We start from the raw sequence: 22298 nt of genomic DNA on the forward strand, positions 1-22298 counted from the left end.
CCACCGCCAGGCCAGCATTTATCGAGTTAACGTAAGAATAAGATAAATGGTATTAAGGCAAGATTATTTTACAAATATAAATTAAAGTTTTACAAACTGATTCACAACAATTACCAACAGGTTTATAAAAACCATCCTATTTAACAGCCCAGCCAAATTTCCTTTAACATTTTCCGGATTCCATGGTACTATATGCGGAGAGCAGCATCTTTCGCTTAAAATCTGAATCGCGGAGTGCGGATAATTGTTTTCTTGCCAAATTTCGGCGATGGCAGCGCGGTAGGACAACATTACTTCGAAAGAGGAAGGAGCCTTGGAGTCGTTACCGCCGAGTACAAGATCATACGCGCCCGACAGCCTTAACGACTGGTCAGGCAACAGATATATCTCCTCCCATAATGATGAAGTAAGTGTACTTGCTGTCTGTAAGTTCCGCCTATCCAGTAACGCTTGCTTATGTGTCACCGTTGCGCCGCCTTCTGCTGAAAATGTACTGATATCCGACTTCAATAATACAATCGGCTGAATGTCGAGCAAATAGCCCAACCCAATACTGACGCCTGCGTTCAAGTGGTGATGTTCGAGGCAAAGGATTTGTCGCCGTTGTTGATCGAGCTGATGTTTGGGTCCGAGAAGGTGATTAAACGATAAGCCTGCGTAAAATGTCTCGTTTTCAAAACGAGCTCCCACAGAAAAGTCGGGGTTAATTTCCGAAATGTTTCCAGTTGGAATCAAGGGATCATCGGGATCCTGATAACGCAATTTTCCGTAGTCGATGGATTGTCTGAATCAGTCCTGCACTCGCGCCAACCTGGAAGTTTCCGCCGAAAGCCGGAATGCGATATGCTGCTGAAAGCTTGAAGCCCTGATCAGTTCGTGGGCCGCTCCGGTCGTTGAGCGCATAAAACGAATGCCAAAATTGTTAATCGGCATGCTGAAAGAGAACAGCTGAGTCGACAATGCACCTCCTTCGTCTACAACATTTGTGCCTTGATAACCAGCATATTGCGTTCTGTGTGTGAGCTGAAATTTCGTTAGTCCAGTCTGCACGCACCTGCTAGAGGCGGGATTTAAATAAAGCTGGTTGAGAGAAAATAAGCTGAATTGTGCGTCTTTTTGAGCCATCGCACTCGAAGTGGTCAGGAGTATTATTGCAAGCAGCCGGTTATATTTAATACTTCGAATAATAAACGTCAAAGTCATGCCTGTGGGTTTGGTTAAGGAACAAGCTGGGAGTTTTTGGATTTCATTTATAACGCATATTGCTCAAAAAAATTGATAAAATAACAAAAAAGCCCCGGAAAATTTCCGAGGCTTTTTCTTGTTATAAAATTGGGTCAAATTCCATTCGCTTGTCGGATGTAAACGTCAAGCGCACCTGTCATAGATGGTGCATTGGGCAAGGGTGCCTGAATGTCAAGAAACAGTCCCGCATCTGTCACCGCTTTCGCCGTAGTTGGCCCGAAAGCTGCTATTCTGGTAGAATTTTGTTTAAAATCCGGGAAGTTGTCGTATAAGGATTTAATCCCTGACGGACTGAAAAATGCAATGATATCGTAATAAACATCTTCCAGATCAGATAGGTCGGCCGAGCCGGTCTGATACATTGTTGCTTCTGTGAAGTGAAACTCTTCGGTATCCGCGAATTCCGGGATGTCGTTCTTGCGAACGTCGGAGCAAGGATATAAGAATTTCTCTTTCTTGTGCTTCCGCATCAGCTCGATCAGTTCAGCAGCCGTCTTTGTGCCTGTAAAGATCTTCCTTTTGCGAATTACAATGTATTTCTGAAGATAATTGGCGGTTTGCTCCGAAATACAGAAATATTTCATCAGTTGCAGGTACTTCAACTCTTCCTTCGTTACAAATGCGAGAAAAAGTGATCAATAGCATTGCGATCTTGTGAAAATAACCGCAGTATGATCCAGAATGTTGATTTTTTGTTTGCGAAACTCTTTGTAAGAAACTCCGTCAATTTGAATAAACGGCCGAAAATCTACTTTAATCTTATACTTTTTCGCCAATTCATAGTAAGGTGAATTCTCGTCGGCTGGTCTGGACTGACTGACTAAAAGACTGGTTACTTTTTTAAGACGTTCCTGATCAAAAATGATGGTATCACTCATGTATAATTCCTCATTAGTTTAAGTTCCGTTTCATATGCACTGGTTACAAAGCAAACTTCATCCCGACAATGAGCGGGATTATTTCTATGACGCAAAGGTAAGAAAATAAATACAGATTAATCAACGAGCCAGGTGGCTTGGTTCGAACGTGCTAGCGCCAGAAATCGAATGGAATAAAAGACCAGAAAAGGAAGTAAAACAAAGTCCTTCATGTCCGTAATCCAGTTTATATGGTTGAAACTGAGCATGAAAACCAGTAGGAACATGGCTGCATAAAACAGGTAGGAAGATTGTATTATTTTGATAAAGATAATGTCAACCTGCTTGTCGAGATACAGCAGCATGTTACCGGCCATCACCATCAATATATATTTCACGTAAGTAGAATTCTAGAAGAAGATGGTTGAAAGCACAAAGAAGTCACTTACAATTTCTAATGTATTTGATCTTTCAGACAATATCGTGCTGACTGAAAATAGATTAAGCTTATTGGAGGAAAAGTAAATCACAATAAAGCTCATCAGCATGGAACAGATGATGACGAAGAAAATGACCGTATTGCTGTAAGGCTTATTAATCTTGGAAAGCTGGTCTCTGGGATCATTGTTGAAAAACTCAATAGGATTTATCAAACGTATGAAAGACAGCGGATTCAGATTAAAGATCCAGGCATTCAACATCGAGCACGATTATCAATGTAATACCCGCAAAATTCCCAAATGGAGTAAATGTGATGGGTTTTATATTGATAAAATTCCTTCCCGCCTGCTCGATTATAGCCGGGTCACTGAGTCTTTGTTACAAAGCATCACAGCTTTGTCGCCAATGCCCGGCCCACCGTAGACTGTGAGCAGCAATTCATCTTTTTTGTAGACTTTTGTAAAGACTGTCAATGTTCAGTTCCTGCCAACGATTTGCACTGATTTTGTTTTGCAAGGCGCCTTCCAAAAACAAGTAACCGTCTGTTTCTGCCTTTACGAGCAGAACATATGTGCTATTTTTTAACCAGATCAATGTATAGGCTGACAAACCGTGTTCCCTCATTAACGCCCTGTGAAAACGGGACGTAATTTTTGTACTGCGGATCTGTAAACGAGCCGAATCGTTAGCGTAATCGTAAACTGGAAAATACTGTTCGGGAGGAGTTACTTTCGGAGCGGCGGAAACGAATGTCCCGGCCACAGTAAAAGCTGTAAAGAAAGCCCAAAAAAGAAGAAAAGGAGATGGACTTCATTGTTACTAAAAAGGGCGGGGTTTCCCCAGCCCTCTTATAAAGTTATATGTCAGCAGGTTTATTATTTCTTTCCAAGAGCGATGAGCATGGTTTCGCCGATCAAAGCTGGTGATTCAGCTACAAATATACCTGACTCTTTCATAATTCTGATTTTTGCCTCAGCTGTATCGTCAGCGCCACCTATGATTGCACCAGCGTGGCCCATTCTGCGTCCTTTTGGAGCAGTTTGTCCGGCGATAAAACCTACAACCGGTTTTTTGTTGCCAGTTGACTTAATGTAATTTGCAGCATCAGCTTCCATGCTTCCGCCGATTTCACCGATCATTACAATAGCCTCTGTTTCAGGGTCGTTCATTAGCAACTCAACTGCTTCTTTGGTTGTTGTTCCGATGATCGGGTCACCGCCGATTCCGATTGCAGTCGTTTGTCCAAGTCCTGCACGAGTCAATTGGTCTACACTTTCGTAAGTTAATGTTCCTGATTTTGACACCAAGCCAACTGTTCCTTTTTTAAAGATAAAGCCAGGCATGATACCCACTTTACATTCCTCCGCAGTGATAACGCCCGGACAGTTTGGTCCGATCAAACGAACATTTTTGTTTTTGATATATTCTTTTGCCTGCATCATATCCTTGGTCAGGAATTGGCTTCGGTGATACAAACAATAACGCCAATTCCAGCATCAGCAGCTTCCATTATAGCATCAGCAGCAAAAGCCGGCGGAACAAATATGATGGATACATCTGCACCAGTAGCACGAACTGCAAGGTCAACTGTGTTGAAAACAGGTCTTTCAAGATGAGAAAGGCCGCCTTTGCCGGAGTTACGCCACCTACGACATTAGTACCGTACTCGATCATTTGCTGGGCGTGAAAAGAGCCCTCCGATCCGGTAAATCCCTGAACTATAATCTTAGAATTTTTATTAACTAAAACGCTCATGTTGGTAAATCAGTTTTTTTGGTAAAAGTAGAACGAAAAGCACGAAGTAGCAAAATGTAGCCAGAATTTGTAAATTGCTTTTTTGACAATATTAAGCAGGTTTATGCAGATACTCAGCAGCCCACATATATTTTCTAACTTGGTTTTAAGTTTCACCAGCTTATTTATTTTCTCCCGCTATTTCCGGGCGCAGCCGTTCATCAGCAAGTGGCTTTGGGGGATATTTCTGTTTTTTATCGCCCTCGGAGCCCTTACAGACCTGCTGGTCTATGCCGGAGTGGAGAGTCTTGAAAACATTCACGAAATCGTGATAGCTGGCGAAATGACGCTCGGAGCTTTCTGCCTCGTATCAGCTTCCTGGTGTCTCATCATGCGTTATCAGGCGGGAACGTATTTTTTCGCGTCCACAATCGGGCTCGGATTGTTATTAATGTATTGCATTACATGGTTCGGCGTGGAATATGTCGGACTTATTATCAAATCACTCGCCATTTTGATCACTTTACTGATCTCGTGCGTGGGATTGGCCAGCCGCCAGAAAAGTGCGCTTTGGGTTATTTTTTCAATGATGCTGCTTGCGCTTTCAACGAAGTCGGGCAAGCTGCCGATTCCGATGGACCCGGTGGACATTAACCATTATATGATGGTTTTGTCTGTGATCTGTGTCGGAAGGGCAGCGCGTGATCAATATAAAATCCTGTTTTAACATCTATTTAACAAACAAATGTTAATGGATTGTTTTTTTTCAATTGCCGCGTCGTAAATTGCACCTGTTAAATCAAAACAAACAAGTTTACTAATACTCTTAATATGAAAAGGACTAAGTATGGCGTAATGCTTCTTGCCTCAGTTTTGGCGTTCGGAGCAGCTACAATGAACCCTGTTTCGGCTAATTTGCCTGCAAAAACTGTGGTGAGCGATGTGAAACAAGCCAAAGCCATCGTTATAAAAGGAAGTGACGCAATGCAGTTTGACCTTAAAGAAATCAAAGTTAAGGCTGGACAAAAAGTGAAACTTACTTTGACTCACTCTGGTAAACTTGCAAAAGCTGCAATGGGACACAACTGGGTGCTTTTGAAGCCAGGAACTGACGTTGCTGCATTTGGATCGAAAGCTGCTGCGGCAAGAGAAACAGAATACATTCCTGCATCAGAAAAAGCAAGTATCTTGGCTCATACCAAACTTGTTGGTGGTGGCGAAAGTGACACAGTTGAATTTACTGCACCTGCAAAAGGAACTTACACTTACATTTGCAGCTTCCCAGGTCACTATGCTTTGATGAAAGGCACATTTATCGTTGAATAAGCTATTTTGAAATATGAAAAAAGCGCTGATCAATTTGGTCAGCGCTTTTTTTACGTCTTCTGTTTTCTATATTTCTGCGATCTGCTTTTCTATCAAATCTACTATTTCAGGGCGGTCCCATTGCGAAGCGCCTACTTCTTCGACCAAAATTTTTCCCTTGTAAATAATGTAAGTTCTTGGAATGGCATTGCCGTCCAATGCTGAGGGGTAAGTGCCTGCAAACTGGTAAAAAGGAAGATTATAACCTTTCCGCGCGATGAACGGGTTCACAGTTGCAGCATCTTCATCCGAAATAATGTAAAAAGCGACTTTTTCGTGCGTTTTGTATTTGTCATACAGCTTTTGAATTCCTGGCATTTCCATATTACACGGCCCGCACCAGGTTGCCCAGACATTGACAAAAACAAGCTTCTCTTCGTCCATTGCAACCGGCTTTCCTTCCAGATCTGTAAGGTTTGAAAGATACACTGACGACGGTTCGGCAGAAGCCGGTGCGCCGTTTTCAGCGATAGCTTGTTCAGTGTCAACCGGTTTGAAGAATGAATAATATATTGCGCCAGCAGCAACGATAACGAGTATAACCAGGAAAATCTTCTTTGATGTCGATGTCATAATGGTGTCTTACGGATAGAATAAATTCGTTTTTCAAATGGAAAGAACTTAAAGTGAAAACGCACCCATATTCTTCCATAACCGGCTTAAAATGTCCGTTGGAAAAATAGGGCAATCCTTTTTTGATGCGGAAAGGTAATTTGAATACTTTTATAGAATAATAAAAAACATATCTGATTTGAGGAAACGGTTTACATTCATGAAAGTTTTATTTTCTGGCTTATTTTACCTCATTGCCTTTCTCCTGCCAGCCCACACTTTTGCGCAACGTTCCGCTGCGGAATTTTTTGAAGAAGGAAATACAAGAGCCGGCACGGGAGATTTCAATGGTGCCATGCAAGCCTATTCAAGCGTAATTTCAATGAGCCCGGAGCATGCGCCCAGCTTTTTCAACAGGGGGCTGGCCAAGGCAAATCTTAAAGATTACCGTGGAGCCATTCTCGACTATAACCGCGCCATTGAACTCAATCCAAAAGAGGCACTTTATTACCAAAGCCGCGGCGTGAGCAAAAGCTTGCAGGATGATTTTTCGTCTGCCATTGAGGATTATTCCAAAGCATTGGAACTCAATGCGGAAGATCCAAAGATTTATTACAACCGTGGCGTGAGCTATGCTAAACTGAAAAAGCACAGAAGCGCGCTTACGGATCTGGACAAAGCATTATCGCTTAACCCGGACGAATTGGCGGCCTTGTATGCGCGCGGAAACTGCAAACAGGATTTGCCAGGAATACGCAGGAAGTTTGGCTGATTTTAGCACGCGTAATCGAGTTAAGCCCCAAAAGAACAGGCGCTTATGCCGGTCGCGGCCTGGCAAAGATTGAGTTAGGCGATTTTCAGGGAGCAATCGGCGATTTTACCCGTGCCATTGAGCTGAGTCCTAATGAGAGTGAATTTTATGAAAAAAGAGGTTTTGCCAAGAACAAAATAGAGGATTATCAAGGGGCAATCAGTGATTTTGATAAAACCATACAACTCAATCTAGAGAATTATCAGGCATTTTACGGCAGAGGCTACGCCAAAGGCAAGCTTAATGATCCTCGGGGTTCGATTTCCGACCTTTCAACATCGATTGAATTGAAAAATACTTATGTAGGCGATCCGAGAAAGGTGGCTTACACGGGAAAGATCAACCGGGAAACCCTGGATGCATTGCGCGATCAGGTTAAGGAGCAGGTTAAAATAGAAAATCTAAGCAGTGATCGGGCTGAGGCGTATTTTGTCCGCGGCATCAGCAAGTCAAAAGTAGGTGAGTTGAAAGGTGCGATTCAGGATCTTACGACGGCAGTTGAACTGAATCCGACTTATTCAAGCGCATTCTTCTCGCGCGCATTGATCCGTTCAGCGAGCGGTGACCAGATGGGTGCTGTCATGGACTTTTCAAGCTCCATTAAATTGCGTTCTGATTATTCTGAGGCATATTATCTGAGAGGAATATTGAAAAACAGCCTGGGTGAAGTTAATGATGGTTGCCTCGATCTGAGTAAGGCGGGGGAGTTGGGTTATCAGCAAGCTTATAAGGTGATCAGCAGTTATTGCAATTAAAAAATAAAGGGTTAACGACCAATGTTCGCTAACCCTTTTTCTATGATTTGAGCTTTTACTTAAGCTTTTTTCAATTTCTCAGCAACTTTGTCCCAGTTCACAACATCCCAGAATGCTTTAATGTAATCCGGGCGTTTGTTTTGGTAATGCAGATAATAAGCATGTTCCCAAACATCCAGTCCCAAAATCGGTGTTCCTTTGAAATCAGACACATCCATTAACGGATTATCCTGATTTGGTGTGGAACCGATGGCCAGTTTGCCGTCCTTAGCAACCAACCAAGCCCATCCCGAACCAAAACGTGTTGTTGCAGCTTTTGCAAACTCTTCTTTGAATTTATCCATAGAACCAAACTGTCCGTTAATTGCATCGGCAACTGGGCCGGCAGGAGCAGCAGCTTTTTTCGGGCCCATTACTTCCCAGAAAAATGTGTGGTTCCAATGTCCGCCACCATTGTTGCGGATCGCAGCTGGTGCTTTTTCGATGGATTTAATGATCTCGTCCAGTGATTTTTTCTCGTACTCAGTGCCTTTAACCGCGTCATTGAGGTTTTTCACGTAAGCAGCATGGTGTTTTCCGTAATGGATTTCCATCGTCATTTTATCAATGCTCGGTTCCAATGCGCCGAAATCGTAAGGCAGCGGAGCCTGTTTGAAAGGCGCTGTTTCCACTCCTGATTCTAATATTCCGCCAGCAAAAGCCTGATTGGCCAAAGCGCCGACAGCTAGGGAGCTTCCGGCCAATGTCCGTAAAAAATCGGTTCTATTCATAACTGTACTTCAGGTAAAGTGTTTAGTTATCTCAATCATAAGCCACCCGGCTTACGATGCTGCGGCCCAGCGTGATTTCATCTGCATATTCCAGATCACCACCAATGGGAATTCCGCGGGCAATCGTACTCATTTTTACACCTGTAGATTTCAGTTTTTTCTGCAAATAAAACGCCGTTGTATCGCCTTCCATCGTGGGGCTCAGCGCCAGGATAATTTCCTTAACCGCTTCATCATTCTCAGGAGTTTCCACTCTTTTCAGCAGCGAATCTATTTGCAAATCAGACGGCCCGATGCCTTCCAGCGGAGAAATAATGCCGCCCAGGACATGATATAAGCCTTTGTATTGATTGGTAGACTCAATCGCTAGCACATCCCGCGTATCTACAACCACACAAATTATAGAATGGTCGCGTCTGGGGTTGCTGCAAATGTTGCAAAGTCTGTCGTCGGCAATGTTGTGGCACTTTTCACAATAGGAAGTTTTGGTGCGCATGTTTATAAGTGCTTCTGAAAGAGAGCGGGTTTGTTCCTCATCTCTTTTAAGCAAATGTAATGCCAGTCGCAAAGCTGTTTTTTTTCCTATTCCCGGCAGACGGGAGATCTCACTTACGGCATCCTCAATAAGACGTGAGGGGTAATTCATGTGAAAAGTTGAGTGTGAGACTAATGGATTTCTGCGGAAATGCCGCGGCGGCAGATTTCATTGCGCATGCCCGTCAATTCGTCAAAAGCGCCTTCTTTTACGGCACATTTGCCTTTATAATGGATGATCAGCGTACACTGTTCAGCTTGTTCATTGGTATGGCCACAAACCTCTATCAAAGTGTCGATAACCCAATCAAATGTGTTTACGTCGTCATTGTAGATAACCAGTTTCTTTACATCGGTTTCTACGGTTTTCTCCAGAATTTCAACCTCTGTCTCTGTAAGCGCTTGCATAACAACCAAATTTCTGTTTGATTAGCAAATCTAAACAAAAACGCAGATTAACGGAAGTTTTAAGTACCTTTTAATCCGCTGCTAAAATTCACAAATAACCCGCTTTAATGAATCCATATATTTCTTTGGTCATCCTGATTGCGTATTTCGGGATGCTCATTACGGTTTCAATTTACACTTCAAAAGGGGCCGATACCAATACATTTTTTACTGCAAACAGACAATCTCCATGGTATTTAGTTGCCTTCGGAATGATTGGGACGTCTTTGTCGGGAGTGACTTTTGTATCGGTGCCAGGCGCGGTTGTTAACATTCAGTTTTCGTATTTTCAGGTTGTAATCGGCTATATTCTGGGTTATCTGGTGATTGGAACGGTGCTTATGCCGCTGTATTACAGGCTCAACCTCATCTCCATTTATTCCTATCTTGAACAGCGTTTCGGATTTTGGTCTTACAAAACGGGCTCCGGATTCTTCTTACTGTCCCGCACAATCGGGTCGGCGGTGAGGCTCTATGTTGCCGCCCAGGTGCTGCAACTGGCTTTATTCAAGCCATTAGGCATTCCATTTGAAGTTGCCGTTGCCATCACCATCTTTCTGATCTGGATTTACACTTTCAAAGGCGGTGTAAAAACCATTATTGTAACCGATACATTACAGACGTTTTTCCTGATCACAGCGGTTATACTAACCATTGTCCTTGTGTCAAAAGAGCTCAATCTTGACGGCTTCGGCGACATCTGGAACCGCGTACAAACGAGCGGATATTCCAAGATTTTCTATTGGGACACCAATGATCCGAAGAACTTTTTCAAGCAGTTTTTTGCCGGCGTTTTCATTGCCATTGTAATGACCGGACTCGATCAGGACCTTATGCAGAAAAACCTGACTTGCAAGAACATAGGCGAAGCCCAGAAGAATATGTTTTGGTTTACGGTTGTGCTCGTAATTGTCAATTTCCTGTTTTTATCGCTCGGTGCGTTGCTTTACGTATATGCCGAAGCGCAAGGCATCCCGGCACCTGCAAAGTCGGATGATTTTTATCCAATGCTCGCACTTAACCATTTAGGACTTGTAGTTGGGATCACATTTTTGCTTGGCATTACAGCCGCCACTTACGCAAGTTCAGATTCAGCATTAACAGCATTGACGACCGCCTTTTGCATTGACTTTATGAGCATTGAAAAAAGACCGGAAGAGCAGCGCTCAACGATCAAATTCTGGGTGCACATTGGCTTTTCAGTGGTTTTCTACATTGTCATCTTGATCTTCAACCGGCTTAATAGCAAAGAGGTTATTACTGCCGTTTTTGATCTGGCTGGTTACACTTATGGCCCGCTTCTCGGCTTGTTTTCCTTTGGGGCATTTCTTAAACGGCCTGTAAAAGATAGATGGGTGCCTTTGGTCTGCATCATCGCGCCGATTCTGACTTACATTATTAATGAACATTCAGCCGAGTGGTTTAATGGCTACAAGTTTGGATTCGAGCGGTTAATCATTAACGGGCTCATTACATTTATCGGTCTCTGGCTGCTGCATGATTCCAATGCAAAACGCTATGTGCCTTATCAGCCAGGCAAATAGCCTTAGTTAAACTTATCGACTATTTTACTTAAAACGGTTACAAATTCCGTTGTGCTTTCTTGTATTTATTCAAAATAATATTAACTTTCTGATAAATCTGACGCCATTCGCGCCTTTGATGGATGCTTACTGAAAGAAGAGTTGAGTTAAATTATTTTAACAAACTAACCTTTTATAGTATGAAAACATTGTCAGTAATTTTATTGGGAATCCTGCTGTGCGTCTCATGCACCGATAAGGCCAAAGAAGAGGAGGCTAACCGCGAAGCGAATCTTGAAAAAGAAAAGAAGGCAATCAACGATGTGATCGAGAACGAAACAAAAGCTTTTTTTGCGAGAGACTACAATGCCTGGAAGGCCAATTATGCCCAAACCGATTACGCATTCCAGGCTTGGAGCAACAATGACGGAACATTCGATTCCAATGTCGGCTGGGAGGATATCAACAAGCAAATCGGAAGATACATTGCCGATAATCCCGAGCCCGTTTCCAGTCACCCGATTGTGGAGCGGAAAAACATCAAATACAAATTCTTTGACGACAATGTGGCCTATCTGACCTGGGACCAGTTCAACAGCGATAAGATGGAGAAGAACTTTCACCACAGTAAGGAAGTAAGGCTGATGGAAAAAATCGATGGGCAATGGAAAATCGTGTGCGTTTCTGCCTTTTGGGACTACAAACATTTGATTCCTGCAAGTCGTCTGCCGATGATCAAGAAGATTGCCAACGAAAGCAGGGGCAAAAATAAAATCTAGGTTTTGTGTAATTTCTAAATCGTTCGGTTTTAGTTAATTCTGTTCGGTTATGAACAGGCTGCGAAGAGCTGGCAAAGGGCGAGCAACAGGTTTGAAATTATATAACTTATTTATTTATAGTGAGTTATGTAAAGGATGTGTGCAGTAATTTTTCATTAAAAGAGAAACTGGCACATCCTTTTTTATATCTTATGTAACTGTGCAAATGTGCAGTCGAAACTATAAATAATATTAGCCATGAAAATTTCAAACATCTCAAATCTATTCTGCGCATTGGCGCTCACTTTGTCTCTTGCATCATTTACAACAGACAAAAAGAAAAATCGCGAAGAAAAAGCCGAAGTTAATGCAGTCGCTTTCCAATCAGCTCTTTACAAAATCAACGAAACAAGTAAGGTTAAGCTGTCAGTTGACAAAGGAGCAGACGAAAATTTGCGGATCACGCTTAAAGACAAGAGCGGCAAAGTCTATTACAATGAAAACTTTGTTGATAAGGATGGGAAATATCGCCGGATTTTTGACCTTGAAGAAATGGGCGACGGCGTTTACTACTTCGAATTGATCCACAACAAAACGAAAGTCGTTAAACAAGTGGAAATCGAAAGCTCAAACGAGAAATTGATCTCACTAAAATAGTAAAAAGGTTCAAATGCAAAAGGCTCTTCGTCGATCGACGAAGAGCCTTTTTTGTTTTCAATGCAATTCTTTTTCAGGGTCCCAGAAACATTTGTCCCAATCCTGAATGCGGTCGTTCCTGACAATGACACCCTCACTTTCCAATCTTTCCTGCATGGCTGTAGGCGTTTCAAACAAATGTCTCGCACTGAGCTCGCCTTGTTTGTTCACAACGCGATGAGCAGGAATTCCAGGCTGCGTAAAGCTGTTTCCCATTGCCCAGCCAACCATTCTTGCACCACTTTTTGCACCCAGATATGCGGCAATTGCACCATATGATGTTGCGCGACCTTCGGGAATCTGGCGGACTACATCGTAGACGTCCGAGAAAAAATCACTGCCCTGCTTCATTTTGTTCGTTCAACCGGCTTTGCTTGCGTTCGTCGATTTCCTGCGTAAGCTGATCATACCAATTCGTGCCATATGCGCGTATCAGCGGCTCTTTTAAGAATTTGTAAACCGGCACGCCCAATGCTGCGCCAAAACTGCAAGCCGGGCTGCAAATGTCCCAACGATCGTAGTTCAGTGCATGATATTGCTCGTATTTGGTAACTCTTATCGGATACAAATGGCAGGAAATGGGCTTTTTATAACTGATCTTTCCGTCAAGGTAAGCAGCTTCGATGCCGCATTTAAGGATTCCTTTCTGGTCATAAATGGCATAAGCACATTCTTTGCCGTTGATGATCGGCGTCACATAATCGCCGTCCCAATCCTTTGTGTAAGTTCCTTCTTTTGTAATAACATCTTTGCCCGCCTGGGTAAGATAAGGTTCTACTGGCAGGGTAAATTTCGTCGAGAATCGCAAGCTCATCTTCTTCCAGTGGTGCCCCGGAATCACCTTCCACACAGCACGCACCCATACATTTGTCCAGATCACAGACAAACAGCTGGTCTTCAATATCGTCACTTATGCAAGTGTTGTCGATGAGTATCATAATCTACTGTTGCGGGATTTTTAGTTTTTGTCCAACCATAACACTGTTTCCCGACATATTGTTTAATCGCTTGATATCTTCGACATTAGTCCGGTAAGTTTGGGCTATCCTGAAAAGCGTTTCGCCCGAAGCAACAGTGTGTGTCTGAACGCTAGACGACCTGATTGGTTGGCTTGAAGACGATGCAGTTTCCTCACCATCCACTTTCTTCACACGCAGCTTTTGTCCGGATCTCAACCGTGAAGATTCATTCAAATCATTCATTTCATACAAATCCCGTACAGACATTCCATATGCTTTCGCGATGCTGTAATAAGTCTGCCCGTTCTGCACCGTGTGAAAGTCGTTGCCCTGCGTGGCCGTTGTTCTGATTTCTTCTTTGATTTCCTCCGGCGTCTTGAATGTTTCCGTTGGCTCCGTGCGAACGACAGTTACTTTTTCAGGCGCTGTATTTGTTCTTGATGGCGTTTCTCTTGCAGACGCACTCGCAGTTTCCTGCGCGGGTGCTTTGTTTACATTCAGGCGCTGGCCTACGACCAGTCTGCCGGGTGTATTTTTATTCAATGCGATCAATTCTCGCAGTGTCAGATCGTATTTGCTGGCAATGCTGAAATAAGTGTCTCCCGGCTGAACCGTGTGCGTTGCTGCTTTTTCAGGCGCAGTTGCTTTTGTTTTAACTGGTTCTTTTACAGCAAGTTCTTTTTCCGAAGCTTCTTTCGCAGCTGCTTCTTTGGCCGCTCTTTCCTCTGCCGCTGCTCTCTGCTTCATGTAAACCGAAGTTTCGGAAGTGACGCGGGTGTCATTAGGCGTAACCACTTTTGGTGCAGAACTGGCAACTGCAACAGGCCTTTCCTCGGCTGATTTGAAAGATGTATCCGCATTGTCCTGTGTAATAATCACAACGCGGTCGCCAGCTTGCTTGCTAACAGGTTCAGTAGGAACCGAGGCAGGCACATTGGTTGCTGTTTTTACGGATGGATTTGTTTGAATGTTCGCGGCCGCAGGCGTTGCAGCAGCAACTGGTGCATTCGTTACAGGCGGGTTGACCGTTGCCGGAGAAGTTGCAATTTCTTCTTTCTTTTCAACCAAAACAGGCGTATATTTTTTCCTTCCCGAAGGTTTATCCGGGATTGTGTTAGCAGCAGGCGCCGCGGCAATAACATCCGTTTTTGGAGCAATTACAGAGTCTTTCTTGCCAGGAGATGGCTGTGGCGGTGCAATGATCTCTATCGGTTGTTTTTTAGGCCGTTTTTTGGTCAAAAACAAAACCTGTCCGGTCTGGATCGGATAATTGCGGCTTGTGGTTCTGTTGTATTTCAAAAGGCTTACTAACCTGATGCCATATTGCTGCGATACGCTGTGCCATGTGTCGCCGGGTCTTGCCGTGTGAAATGGCGTTGAAGCCTTTTTATGTTTTTTGGCCAAATAATAAACCTGACCTGGAATAAGCGGCATTTCTGCCAGCATATCATTGTAACGCATGAATTTCGGAGCGCTCATGTCTCCCGCTTTCGCAAGCGCTTTGGGTTTGTCACCGGCACGCGCTCCTATACCCGGAAGTCCGTTGATTTCATACATTTCCGGCGCATTGGGATCCGATGAATTGGATGGTTTCTTTTTCAAAACCGGATAGCCGGAATCCTCATAAACCGAAGCAACCGTGGTCTGGCGTGCTGGAAGCGACAACTTTTCACGAACCGAAGCAACCTGATCAACCGGAACAGGAATGGTTACCAAATATTCTCGGTCATTCGGGATTTTGTCATCCGTAAGCCATCTGTTGTAACTTTTCAGATCTGCCGAAGAAATGCCCAGAGAAGCCGAAATGTCGTCAAGGGATTTGCCTTTGCCAAAATCGGATTCCAGCAAAACATATCGGTTTGAAGATTTATACCTTTCTATTCCTGCTTCCAATGCGATCTTGTGCGCGAAAAAACGAAGCATATAGCGATCCGTTTTGCCATTAAGCGTCACTTCGCGTGCATAAGCCCAGTTGGCAGGAACCACTTTTTTGACACCGCCTGCTCCCTGATAATAGGAATAGAGGGTTGTGATCCAGTTATTGAATTGCTGATTGTTCTTCTTCAGATACCAGGCAGCTGCATGCGTTGAGGCGCTGATATTCTTTCTTTCATCAATGTTGTCATCTACACGCAAATTCAGCTCGCGTGCAGTTTCGGGTTTGAACTGCCAGTAACCCACCGCATTGGATGACGAAACCACATCCGGCCGAAAAGAGCTTTCCTGAACGGCCAGATATTTAAAATCAATTGGAACCTCTTCATCCATCAAAATTCCTTCCACAATTGGGAAATGCAGGACGGCGCGATCCATTTTTTCTTCCCAAAACTTCTTGTTGGACATCAGGTTTTTTACATCCTCTTCAATAATTTCCTGAGCGCTTCTGTCGAACTTAACAGTGATTCCTCCAAATGAAACACTAGCAGGGATTTCCGGATAATTCTGGGCAATGACATTGCTTTTCGCGGTGAGCAGCAACATCCAGGCAACTGCGATGTATCTGATGTTTTTAATGAAAGTTCTGGCCATAAATTGTAATGCTTGGCTGTTTGTGTTAGTGTTTTATAATTTCTGAAGAATCATCAATCCATCCCGGATAGGAAGCAGAATGTTTGAAACGCGGTCATCTTCATGCACCATTTTATTGAAATCAAGCAATGCTTGGGTGTCTTTGTCAATTTTGATCTCGTCCTGAACCACTTTGCCGCTCCATAGCACATTATCCGCGATCAGAAAGCCGCCTTTGCGGACTTTTTCAATGCAAAGGTTAAAATAAGCTGCGTAGTTGATTTTGTCAGCGTCGATAAAGACAAGATCGAAGGTTTGGTCAAGGGTAGGAATGATATCAGTTGCCTTGCCTATGCGGTAATCAATGTTATCAGTGAAGGGGGAATTGGCAAAAAAGCGGCGTGTAAAAGTTTCCAGTTCCTCATTGATGTCGATTGTGATCAGCCGGCCTTCTGCGTTAAGCCCTTCACAAAGACATAACGCAGAATATCCGGTGTAAGTACCAATTTCGAGAATGCTGTCTGGCCGGATCATCCGGGAAATCATGGACAAAAACCTGCCCTGAAGATGCCCAGATAACATACGGGGGTTAAGAATGTTCGCATGCGTCTCGCGGTTTAAAGACTTCAGCAACTCACTCTCATTCTCCGTATGTGCTACGGAATACGCCTCGATTTCCTCTGCCAGAAACTTCATTTATAATCTAATTCTTAACCAAATGCAATGCGATCCTGCGATCAGACATTGGCAACAATGCGTTCCAGATATGTGCCGTATCCACTTTTAACGAGCGGTTTAGCGATTTCGCGCAATTGTTCTGCATTAATAAATCCCATGCGGTAAGCGATCTCCTCGATGCAGCCTACTTTTAGGCCCTGTCTTTCCTCGATCACCTGGACAAATTGTCCTGCCTGCATCAGGGATTGGAATGTGCCCGTATCAAGCCATGCGGTGCCGCGGTTTAGGACACCCACTTTCAGCTTTCCGCGTTCAAGATAGACCCGGTTAACGTCTGTGATTTCCAGCTCGCCACGTGGTGAAGGCGGGATTGTTTTTGCAATTTCAACCACATCATTGTCATAGAAATATAGTCCTGGAACCGCATAGTTAGACTTAGGCGATTCAGGTTTTTCTTCAATAGACAACACATTATTGGATTTATCAAATTCTACAACACCGTAACGCTCCGGGTCATGCACCTGATAAGCGAAGATAACGCCGCCCTCGGGATCATTGTTGGATTGCAGCAATTGGGACAAACCCGAACCGTAGAAAATGTTGTCACCCAGAATCAACGCCACTTTTTCATCTCCGATAAATTCTTCACCAATGATAAAAGCCTGAGCAAGTCCGTCCGGGCTTGGCTGCACGGCATAGCTGAAAGAGCAGCCTAAGCGGCTTCCGTCACCAAGCAATTTTTCAAAATGCGGCAAATCGTGGGGCGTGGAAATGATCAGGATTTCCCGGATCCCTGCCAACATTAATATCGATAACGGATAGTAAATCATCGGTTTGTCGTAAACAGGCATAAGCTGTTTACTCACTGCCAATGTCAACGGATGCAACCGCGTTCCGGATCCACCGGCAAGAATAATTCCTTTCATTTGTGAGGTGTTGTATGCGTAAATAAAGTGTCTGTCCTGGAACAACGCGTCCCGGTTAATGCATTCAGACTATCTGTCTGAATACATTTCGTTGTAATATTTCTGGTAATTACCGGATGTGACATTGTTAAGCCAATCCTGGTTGTTCAAATACCAGTCAACGGTGCGTTCCAGTCCTTCCTCGAATTGCAATGAAGGTTTCCAGCCCAGTTCCTGGGAAAGTTTGGTGGCATCGATCGCATAGCGAAGGTCGTGACCGGCGCGGTCGGTAACGTAAGTGATCAGTTTTTCTGTTTCACCTTGCTCACGGCCCAGCTTACGGTCCATTATGCTGCAAAGCAAAAGCACCAGGTCCAGGTTTTTCCACTCGTTATGGCCGCCAATGTTGTAAGTCTCGCCGTTTTTGCCGTCATGGAAAATCACATCGATGGCAATGGCGTGATCTTCTACAAAAAGCCAGTCACGGATATTTTCCCCTTTTCCGTAAACAGGAAGTGGTTTTTGCTGGATGATGTTGTGGATCATCAGCGGGATCAGCTTCTCAGGGAAGTGATTTGGGCCGTAGTTGTTAGAACAGTTGGAAATAACAACCGGCAACTTATATGTGTTGTGATATGCCCTTACAAAATGGTCAGACGACGCTTTTGAAGCAGAGTATGGCGAGCGTGGGTCGTAACTGGTCGTTTCCGTAAAGAATGTGCCCGGGTCGTGCAGTTCACCATAAACTTCGTCCGTGGAGACATGGTAAAAACGGCGGTCTGTAAAATCGTCTTTCCAGGCTTTTTTGGCAGCATTCAAAAGGTTTACCGTTCCTACAACATTGGTCATCACAAATGACATCGGATCTGAAATAGACCGGTCGACATGCGATTCGGCAGCTAAGTGGACAATGCCATGAAAATCATTTTCGCTGATGAGCTTGTCAATAAATTCTGCGTCAACGATATCCCCTTTTACGAAAGTGTAATTCGGCGCATTTTCAATGTCCTTTATATTCTCGAGGTTACCCGCATAGGTGAGGGCATCCAGATTATAAATGTGGTAATCCGGATGAAAGTTTACAAAACGGCGCACAACGTGTGACCCAATAAATCCTGCACCGCCTGTGATTAAGATTTTCTTCATTGTTGAGGTGTTATTTTTAGTTGCCAGTTCCATGCGTCACGAAGCGCATCAGCCATTGTTTTTTCGGCATGCCATTTCATTACATTATTCACTTTATCAGACTGCGCGTAGATTTTTTCAACATCTCCTTCGCGGCGCGGCCCGATTGTGTAATTCAATTTTACGCCATTAACTTCTTCAAATGTATTAATCAATTGTAAGACGGTATAACCTTCACCTGTCCCTACATTAAATACGTCATAATAATTCGATTCTACTTGCGCTTGTAGTAATTCTAATGCTTTAACGTGCGCTTTGGCAAGGTCCACCACATGAATAAAATCACGGATGCAAGTGCCGTCCTCAGTGTCATAGTCGCTTCCGAAAACGGTTAGTGACTTGCGCAGGCCAGCTGCTGTTTGCGTAATAAAAGGAACCAGGTTGCTCGGAACACCATTCGGCAATTCACCGATCAATGATGATTCGTGTGCGCCAATTGGGTTGAAATAACGAAGTGATAATGCTCTCACGCCGGATTTGGCATGCACGTAATCCCGGATAATGTCTTCTCCAATGGCTTTTGTGTTTCCGTAAGGCGAGTTAGCTGGTTTGCGTGGCGTTTGTTCGGTTACCGGAATTGCATCAGGCTGTCCGTAAACTGTGCAGGATGAAGAGAATACAAAGTTTGGCACTTTGAACTCCTGCGCTGCGCGTAAAAGCACGAGCAGGGAAATAATGTTGTTTTCGTAATAATTAAGCGGTTTTTCAACCGATTCTCCCACCGCTTTGTAAGCTGCAAAGTGAATGATGCCGTCAAATTTTTCTTTTTCGAACAGCTCTCTTACTTTTTCGGAGTCATTGCAATCAATGTTGTAAAAGGGAAAATCTTTGCCGGTAATTTCTTTGATCCCATCTAAAACGCCGAGATTCGAATTGTAAAGATTATCAATGATGACTGGCTCAAACCCTGCTTTATCCAATTCAACAACTGTGTGAGAACCTATAAATCCAGCTCCTCCGGTAACGAGAATTTTCATGCGCTATGTGCTTAGATGGAAAAATGTTGTGGTATAGAATTAGTGAAAAGGGCGCTGCCTGACAGCTTTTTTCTCGAGCAAAAGTAGAAAATTTGATGTCCATTAAAAAAAAATGTTTTTATTTATCCGTTGGTTGTTAAATGCAGATTTGAGGAAAATGAACCAGAGAGAAATTAAAGCACTGATATCCTTACTTGATGACGAAGATCATGAAGTGAGCCAGCACGTGGAGGGTAAGATCTTGTCATTGGGCGGTAATGTGATACCATTTCTCGAGACCGAGTGGGAGGAAAGCTTTAACCCGATTGTGCAGCGTAAGATTGAAGAATTGATCCATGAATTGCAGCTTAGCATCATGATTGAGCGGTTGCAAGCCTGGAAAAATGGCGGTGCATTGGATTTGCTCGAAGGAATGTGGATCATTTCAACCTACCATTATCCCGACTTGTCGATGGAAAAGCTGAGGACAACCATTGAACAGCTTTACTACGACATCTGGATCCAGTTTCAGGAAGAAATGAATGCGGTGGACCAGATCAAACGCATTAACAGTATCTTTTTCGGTGTGATGAATTTTGCGGCCAATACGAAGAACTTTCATTCGCCTTCCAATTCAATGATCAATGTTGTTTTGGAAAGCAAAAGAGGCAATCCGATCACATTGTGCGTGATTTATCTGCTCATCGCGCGGAAACTTGGAATGCCTGTCTATGGTGTTAACCTGCCCAACTTGTTTGTTTTGACCTATAAAAACGACAAGACTCAGTTTTATATCAATGTATTTAACAGGGGAATAATTTTCTCTAAAACAGACATTGACCATTACATTGCCCAGCTGAACATTAAGTCGAAAGAAATATTTTATCAACCTTGCACCAACCTTGAAATTGTGCAGCGCGTATTGCGGAACCTAATCTTATCTTACGAAAAGACGAGTGAACAAGATAAAATAAAAGAGATTGAGAAAATTCTGAAATCGACACTCGACGACAGTCCGGAAATGTAGCATTACAGAGCAATCGCCAGACAATGGTGATCAAACCACCGGATTGTAATGTTAGCTGACACAATGTGGTCTTCGTCGGTGAGCCTTCCTTTGAGCATTTCTGCTTTTTCGTCGAAAGGTTCTATATATATGGAGTCGCGGAAACTGATCTTTTTCTTCCCGTAAAGCTTATAAAGTGCTTCCTTGGCGCACCAATACATGCATAGGAGCTCCATTTGGTCGCCAGCGTGCTCATGTTCGGGCTGTGACAAATACTTTTTCGAAGTGCGCTGCAGTTTCGGGTCCATCTTTTCCATATCAATGCCGACGGCCGCTAATGGATTAATGGCGACGGCCACAAAATCAAATGTATGGGTGATCGAAATGTGGGAATCGTTGTCGATCAGAAATGCTTTGCCGTGCTCGTCCTTATGGGTGCCAATGTAATTAATGCCAAATTGCTCTGCAATGATCTTGATAAGCAGCCGACTCGCCAGCCATTCGCGCAACTTTTGCGGGTGCGTAATCGCCGAAAGTTCCTCTGCATTGTAAGCATAACCTAGTTCCTTCCTCAGCTCGTTTTCAAGTTCAGTCAGTTTCCAAAGCAGCAATGTACTGGTCTCCTCAATCATTTCGGAATGAACGAGCGGCATAATTATTCTGTTTAAAATTTCTATTTTTGAGGCTTAATCCCTATCACAAATTAAAGCATGAATATTCGCAAAGTAGATACTTTTTCCGGTCATCGAGACAGTGTTTATACAATTATTTCGGACAACACTTCACATGGCTTTTACTCTGCGGGCGGCGACGGTTTTGTAATTCAATGGGATCTTAACAAACCTGATCTTGGAAAACTGGTTGCCAAAGTAGGCGTCTCCGTCTACGCGCTCGGCCTTGAAAAAACCAATAATGCATTGTGGATCGGCCAGAATTATGAAGGCATTCAAGTGCTGAACATTGCCGAAAACAGGATTGAAAAAACTTTAAAAATAACAACGGCCGCGATCTTTGATATTCAGTTTTATGACGATAAAGCGCTGATTGCCTTGGGCGATGGCGTCGTCGTCGTGATGGACATTGCATCTTTCTCGGTGCAAAAACACATTAAGGTTGCCAACAAAAGTATTCGCACCATTGCCATCAACCACGATACACGCGAATTCGCGATCGGTGACAGTGATTGCAATGTGAATATTTTCGATCTGGATGGTTTCAGTTTAAAAAAGACGATTCAATCGCATGGTAACTCGGTTTTTTCCGTTAAGTATTCACCGGACGGGAAATATCTCTTCACCACCGGGCGTGACGCACACATCATGATTTGGGACGTAAATGATGCATACGGGATGGTTTTAGACATTCCGGCCCATTTATATGCGGTTAATGACATTGTTTTCAGTCCCGATCACACCTTATTCGCCTCCTGCAGCATGGACAAATCGGTAAAAGTCTGGGATGCTGCTACTTTTAAACTAAAAAAGATCATTGACCGGGCGCGGCATGCCGGGCACGGGACATCGGTCAACAAACTCCTCTGGACAAGCTTTGAAAATCAGCTGATTTCGTGCAGCGACGACCGAATGATTTCGGTTTGGGAAGTCGCGGAATAG

The 22298-nt window shown here is 43.7% G+C and carries 27 protein-coding genes and 3 pseudogenes; 10 read left to right on the forward strand and 20 right to left on the reverse strand.

The window, feature by feature from the left end:
* Positions 1–81: 81 nt before the first annotated feature.
* From AC0IYG_RS11350 to AC0IYG_RS11375, 6 genes and pseudogenes are all read right to left on the reverse strand, one after another.
* Positions 82–1203 (reverse strand): annotated as a pseudogene (locus AC0IYG_RS11350) (PorP/SprF family type IX secretion system membrane protein).
* A 134-nt stretch (positions 1204–1337) separates the two neighbouring features.
* On the reverse strand, positions 1338–1847 hold the full coding sequence (locus tag AC0IYG_RS11355; protein ID WP_471711187.1) for a uroporphyrinogen-III synthase: 510 nt from the start codon (positions 1845–1847) through the stop codon (positions 1338–1340).
* A gap of 33 nt (positions 1848–1880) precedes the next feature.
* Positions 1881–2123 carry a uroporphyrinogen-III synthase gene (locus tag AC0IYG_RS11360; RefSeq protein WP_471711188.1) on the reverse strand — a complete coding sequence of 81 codons (243 nt, stop codon included), beginning with the start codon at positions 2121–2123 and terminating at the stop codon, positions 1881–1883.
* Between the two features lie 43 nt (positions 2124–2166).
* Positions 2167–2247, reverse strand: coding sequence for a DUF4271 domain-containing protein (locus tag AC0IYG_RS11365; protein WP_471711361.1), 81 nt, complete (start codon positions 2245–2247; stop codon positions 2167–2169).
* Positions 2240–2500, reverse strand: a complete 261-nt coding sequence (locus AC0IYG_RS11370; RefSeq protein WP_471711189.1) for a hypothetical protein — start codon at positions 2498–2500, stop codon at positions 2240–2242. Before AC0IYG_RS11370 ends, AC0IYG_RS11365 begins: the two co-directional genes overlap by 8 nt.
* A gap of 12 nt (positions 2501–2512) precedes the next feature.
* On the reverse strand, positions 2513–2755 hold the full coding sequence (locus tag AC0IYG_RS11375) for a hypothetical protein (RefSeq protein WP_471711190.1): 243 nt from the start codon (positions 2753–2755) through the stop codon (positions 2513–2515).
* 4 nt (positions 2756–2759) lie between these two features.
* Here AC0IYG_RS11375 and AC0IYG_RS11380 point away from each other — a divergent pair, with 4 nt between their 5' ends.
* Complete coding sequence (locus tag AC0IYG_RS11380; protein ID WP_471711191.1) at positions 2760–2966, forward strand: hypothetical protein; 207 nt, start codon at positions 2760–2762, stop codon at positions 2964–2966.
* 15 nt (positions 2967–2981) lie between these two features.
* On the opposite strand, the gene AC0IYG_RS11385 is transcribed toward AC0IYG_RS11380, so the two are convergent.
* Together AC0IYG_RS11385 and sucD are read right to left on the reverse strand one after the other, a co-directional pair.
* Complete coding sequence (locus AC0IYG_RS11385; RefSeq protein ID WP_471711192.1) at positions 2982–3305, reverse strand: hypothetical protein; 324 nt, start codon at positions 3303–3305, stop codon at positions 2982–2984.
* A 113-nt stretch (positions 3306–3418) separates the two neighbouring features.
* Positions 3419–4298: pseudogene (sucD, locus tag AC0IYG_RS11390) on the reverse strand (succinate--CoA ligase subunit alpha).
* 139 nt (positions 4299–4437) lie between these two features.
* Between sucD and AC0IYG_RS11395 the strand changes: the two are divergent.
* Positions 4438–5004: a hypothetical protein gene (locus AC0IYG_RS11395; protein ID WP_471711193.1), complete on the forward strand. Its 567-nt coding sequence runs from the start codon at positions 4438–4440 to the stop codon at positions 5002–5004.
* A 104-nt stretch (positions 5005–5108) separates the two neighbouring features.
* Positions 5109–5603 (forward strand): azurin, encoded by a 495-nt coding sequence (gene azu, locus AC0IYG_RS11400; protein ID WP_471711194.1) that lies wholly within the window; start codon positions 5109–5111, stop codon positions 5601–5603.
* Between the two features lie 66 nt (positions 5604–5669).
* On the opposite strand, the gene AC0IYG_RS11405 is transcribed toward azu, so the two are convergent.
* Positions 5670–6215 carry a TlpA family protein disulfide reductase gene (locus AC0IYG_RS11405; RefSeq protein WP_471711195.1) on the reverse strand — a complete coding sequence of 182 codons (546 nt, stop codon included), beginning with the start codon at positions 6213–6215 and terminating at the stop codon, positions 5670–5672.
* Positions 6216–6414: 199 nt separating this feature from the next.
* Between AC0IYG_RS11405 and AC0IYG_RS11410 the strand changes: the two genes are divergently transcribed.
* Both AC0IYG_RS11410 and AC0IYG_RS11415 read left to right on the forward strand, forming a co-directional pair.
* Positions 6415–6966, forward strand: a complete 552-nt coding sequence (locus tag AC0IYG_RS11410) for a tetratricopeptide repeat protein (protein WP_471711196.1) — start codon at positions 6415–6417, stop codon at positions 6964–6966.
* 326 nt (positions 6967–7292) lie between these two features.
* A complete protein-coding gene (locus AC0IYG_RS11415) occupies positions 7293–7760 on the forward strand; it encodes a tetratricopeptide repeat protein (protein WP_471711197.1) in 468 nt (155 codons plus the stop codon).
* 59 nt (positions 7761–7819) lie between these two features.
* Here AC0IYG_RS11415 and AC0IYG_RS11420 read toward each other — a convergent pair whose 3' ends face one another.
* From AC0IYG_RS11420 to AC0IYG_RS11430, 3 genes are read right to left on the reverse strand one after another with little or no spacing between them, the layout of a single operon-like run.
* On the reverse strand, positions 7820–8530 hold the full coding sequence (locus AC0IYG_RS11420) for a superoxide dismutase (protein WP_471711199.1): 711 nt from the start codon (positions 8528–8530) through the stop codon (positions 7820–7822).
* A 31-nt stretch (positions 8531–8561) separates the two neighbouring features.
* Positions 8562–9176, reverse strand: coding sequence for a recombination mediator RecR (gene recR, locus AC0IYG_RS11425; RefSeq protein ID WP_471711200.1), 615 nt, complete (start codon positions 9174–9176; stop codon positions 8562–8564).
* Between the two features lie 20 nt (positions 9177–9196).
* A complete protein-coding gene (locus AC0IYG_RS11430; protein WP_471711201.1) occupies positions 9197–9472 on the reverse strand; it encodes an ATP-dependent Clp protease adaptor ClpS in 276 nt (91 codons plus the stop codon).
* Between the two features lie 107 nt (positions 9473–9579).
* On the opposite strand from AC0IYG_RS11430, the gene AC0IYG_RS11435 reads away from it, so the two are divergent.
* The 3 genes from AC0IYG_RS11435 (at position 9580) to AC0IYG_RS11445 (ending at position 12449) form a co-directional block, all read left to right on the forward strand.
* On the forward strand, positions 9580–11055 hold the full coding sequence (locus AC0IYG_RS11435; protein ID WP_471711202.1) for a sodium:solute symporter: 1476 nt from the start codon (positions 9580–9582) through the stop codon (positions 11053–11055).
* Between the two features lie 179 nt (positions 11056–11234).
* Entirely contained in the window at positions 11235–11813 is a 579-nt protein-coding gene (locus AC0IYG_RS11440; RefSeq protein WP_471711203.1) for a hypothetical protein, read from the forward strand.
* Between the two features lie 237 nt (positions 11814–12050).
* Positions 12051–12449, forward strand: coding sequence for a hypothetical protein (locus AC0IYG_RS11445; RefSeq protein ID WP_471711204.1), 399 nt, complete (start codon positions 12051–12053; stop codon positions 12447–12449).
* A 57-nt stretch (positions 12450–12506) separates the two neighbouring features.
* Here the strand turns inward: AC0IYG_RS11445 and AC0IYG_RS11450 are convergent, their stop codons facing one another.
* The 7 genes and pseudogenes from AC0IYG_RS11450 to galE form a co-directional block, all read right to left on the reverse strand.
* Positions 12507–12839 carry an MGMT family protein gene (locus AC0IYG_RS11450; protein WP_471711206.1) on the reverse strand — a complete coding sequence of 111 codons (333 nt, stop codon included), beginning with the start codon at positions 12837–12839 and terminating at the stop codon, positions 12507–12509.
* A pseudogene (locus AC0IYG_RS11455) lies at positions 12823–13426 on the reverse strand (DUF3109 family protein). Before AC0IYG_RS11455 ends, AC0IYG_RS11450 begins: the two are co-directional and overlap by 17 nt.
* Before the next feature lie 3 nt (positions 13427–13429).
* Positions 13430–15976 carry a LysM peptidoglycan-binding domain-containing protein gene (locus AC0IYG_RS11460; RefSeq protein WP_471711207.1) on the reverse strand — a complete coding sequence of 849 codons (2547 nt, stop codon included), beginning with the start codon at positions 15974–15976 and terminating at the stop codon, positions 13430–13432.
* A 33-nt stretch (positions 15977–16009) separates the two neighbouring features.
* The gene (locus tag AC0IYG_RS11465) at positions 16010–16651 is read right to left on the reverse strand and encodes an O-methyltransferase (protein WP_471711208.1); all 642 of its coding nucleotides are present in this window, start codon (positions 16649–16651) and stop codon (positions 16010–16012) included.
* Positions 16652–16692: 41 nt separating this feature from the next.
* The gene (gene rfbA, locus AC0IYG_RS11470) at positions 16693–17559 is read right to left on the reverse strand and encodes a glucose-1-phosphate thymidylyltransferase RfbA (protein ID WP_471711209.1); all 867 of its coding nucleotides are present in this window, start codon (positions 17557–17559) and stop codon (positions 16693–16695) included.
* A gap of 69 nt (positions 17560–17628) precedes the next feature.
* Positions 17629–18684, reverse strand: a complete 1056-nt coding sequence (gene rfbB, locus AC0IYG_RS11475) for a dTDP-glucose 4,6-dehydratase (RefSeq protein WP_471711210.1) — start codon at positions 18682–18684, stop codon at positions 17629–17631.
* Positions 18681–19700 (reverse strand): UDP-glucose 4-epimerase GalE, encoded by a 1020-nt coding sequence (galE, locus tag AC0IYG_RS11480; protein ID WP_471711211.1) that lies wholly within the window; start codon positions 19698–19700, stop codon positions 18681–18683. The genes rfbB and galE overlap by 4 nt, the downstream gene beginning before the upstream one ends.
* Positions 19701–19857: 157 nt before the next feature.
* Here galE and AC0IYG_RS11485 point away from each other — a divergent pair, with 157 nt between their 5' ends.
* Positions 19858–20706: a transglutaminase-like domain-containing protein gene (locus AC0IYG_RS11485; RefSeq protein ID WP_471711212.1), complete on the forward strand. Its 849-nt coding sequence runs from the start codon at positions 19858–19860 to the stop codon at positions 20704–20706.
* Positions 20707–20708: 2 nt separating this feature from the next.
* Here the strand turns inward: AC0IYG_RS11485 and AC0IYG_RS11490 are convergent, their stop codons facing one another.
* Complete coding sequence (locus AC0IYG_RS11490; protein WP_471711213.1) at positions 20709–21338, reverse strand: 4'-phosphopantetheinyl transferase family protein; 630 nt, start codon at positions 21336–21338, stop codon at positions 20709–20711.
* 57 nt (positions 21339–21395) lie between these two features.
* On the opposite strand from AC0IYG_RS11490, the gene AC0IYG_RS11495 reads away from it, so the two are divergent.
* A complete protein-coding gene (locus tag AC0IYG_RS11495) occupies positions 21396–22298 on the forward strand; it encodes a WD40 repeat domain-containing protein (protein ID WP_471711214.1) in 903 nt (300 codons plus the stop codon).

The sequence above is a fragment of the Dyadobacter sp. AC419 genome, assembly GCF_979253085.1.

What these genes read in the sequence shown, in the direction of transcription:
- AC0IYG_RS11360 (WP_471711188.1), bottom strand. Translation starts at nt 2,123, where the DNA reads ATGAGTGATACCATCATTTTTGATCAGGAACGTCTTAAAAAAGTAACC.
- AC0IYG_RS11380 (WP_471711191.1), top strand. Translation starts at nt 2,760, where the DNA reads ATGAAAGACAGCGGATTCAGATTAAAGATCCAGGCATTCAACATCGAG.
- azu (WP_471711194.1), top strand. Translation starts at nt 5,109, where the DNA reads ATGAAAAGGACTAAGTATGGCGTAATGCTTCTTGCCTCAGTTTTGGCG.
- AC0IYG_RS11405 (WP_471711195.1), bottom strand. Translation starts at nt 6,215, where the DNA reads ATGACATCGACATCAAAGAAGATTTTCCTGGTTATACTCGTTATCGTT.
- AC0IYG_RS11410 (WP_471711196.1), top strand. Translation starts at nt 6,415, where the DNA reads ATGAAAGTTTTATTTTCTGGCTTATTTTACCTCATTGCCTTTCTCCTG.
- AC0IYG_RS11420 (WP_471711199.1), bottom strand. Translation starts at nt 8,530, where the DNA reads ATGAATAGAACCGATTTTTTACGGACATTGGCCGGAAGCTCCCTAGCT.
- recR (WP_471711200.1), bottom strand. Translation starts at nt 9,176, where the DNA reads ATGAATTACCCCTCACGTCTTATTGAGGATGCCGTAAGTGAGATCTCC.
- AC0IYG_RS11430 (WP_471711201.1), bottom strand. Translation starts at nt 9,472, where the DNA reads ATGCAAGCGCTTACAGAGACAGAGGTTGAAATTCTGGAGAAAACCGTA.
- AC0IYG_RS11435 (WP_471711202.1), top strand. Translation starts at nt 9,580, where the DNA reads ATGAATCCATATATTTCTTTGGTCATCCTGATTGCGTATTTCGGGATG.
- AC0IYG_RS11440 (WP_471711203.1), top strand. Translation starts at nt 11,235, where the DNA reads ATGAAAACATTGTCAGTAATTTTATTGGGAATCCTGCTGTGCGTCTCA.
- AC0IYG_RS11445 (WP_471711204.1), top strand. Translation starts at nt 12,051, where the DNA reads ATGAAAATTTCAAACATCTCAAATCTATTCTGCGCATTGGCGCTCACT.
- AC0IYG_RS11450 (WP_471711206.1), bottom strand. Translation starts at nt 12,839, where the DNA reads ATGAAGCAGGGCAGTGATTTTTTCTCGGACGTCTACGATGTAGTCCGC.
- AC0IYG_RS11460 (WP_471711207.1), bottom strand. Translation starts at nt 15,976, where the DNA reads ATGGCCAGAACTTTCATTAAAAACATCAGATACATCGCAGTTGCCTGG.
- AC0IYG_RS11465 (WP_471711208.1), bottom strand. Translation starts at nt 16,651, where the DNA reads ATGAAGTTTCTGGCAGAGGAAATCGAGGCGTATTCCGTAGCACATACG.
- rfbA (WP_471711209.1), bottom strand. Translation starts at nt 17,559, where the DNA reads ATGAAAGGAATTATTCTTGCCGGTGGATCCGGAACGCGGTTGCATCCG.
- rfbB (WP_471711210.1), bottom strand. Translation starts at nt 18,684, where the DNA reads ATGAAGAAAATCTTAATCACAGGCGGTGCAGGATTTATTGGGTCACAC.
- galE (WP_471711211.1), bottom strand. Translation starts at nt 19,700, where the DNA reads ATGAAAATTCTCGTTACCGGAGGAGCTGGATTTATAGGTTCTCACACA.
- AC0IYG_RS11485 (WP_471711212.1), top strand. Translation starts at nt 19,858, where the DNA reads ATGAACCAGAGAGAAATTAAAGCACTGATATCCTTACTTGATGACGAA.
- AC0IYG_RS11490 (WP_471711213.1), bottom strand. Translation starts at nt 21,338, where the DNA reads ATGCCGCTCGTTCATTCCGAAATGATTGAGGAGACCAGTACATTGCTG.
- AC0IYG_RS11495 (WP_471711214.1), top strand. Translation starts at nt 21,396, where the DNA reads ATGAATATTCGCAAAGTAGATACTTTTTCCGGTCATCGAGACAGTGTT.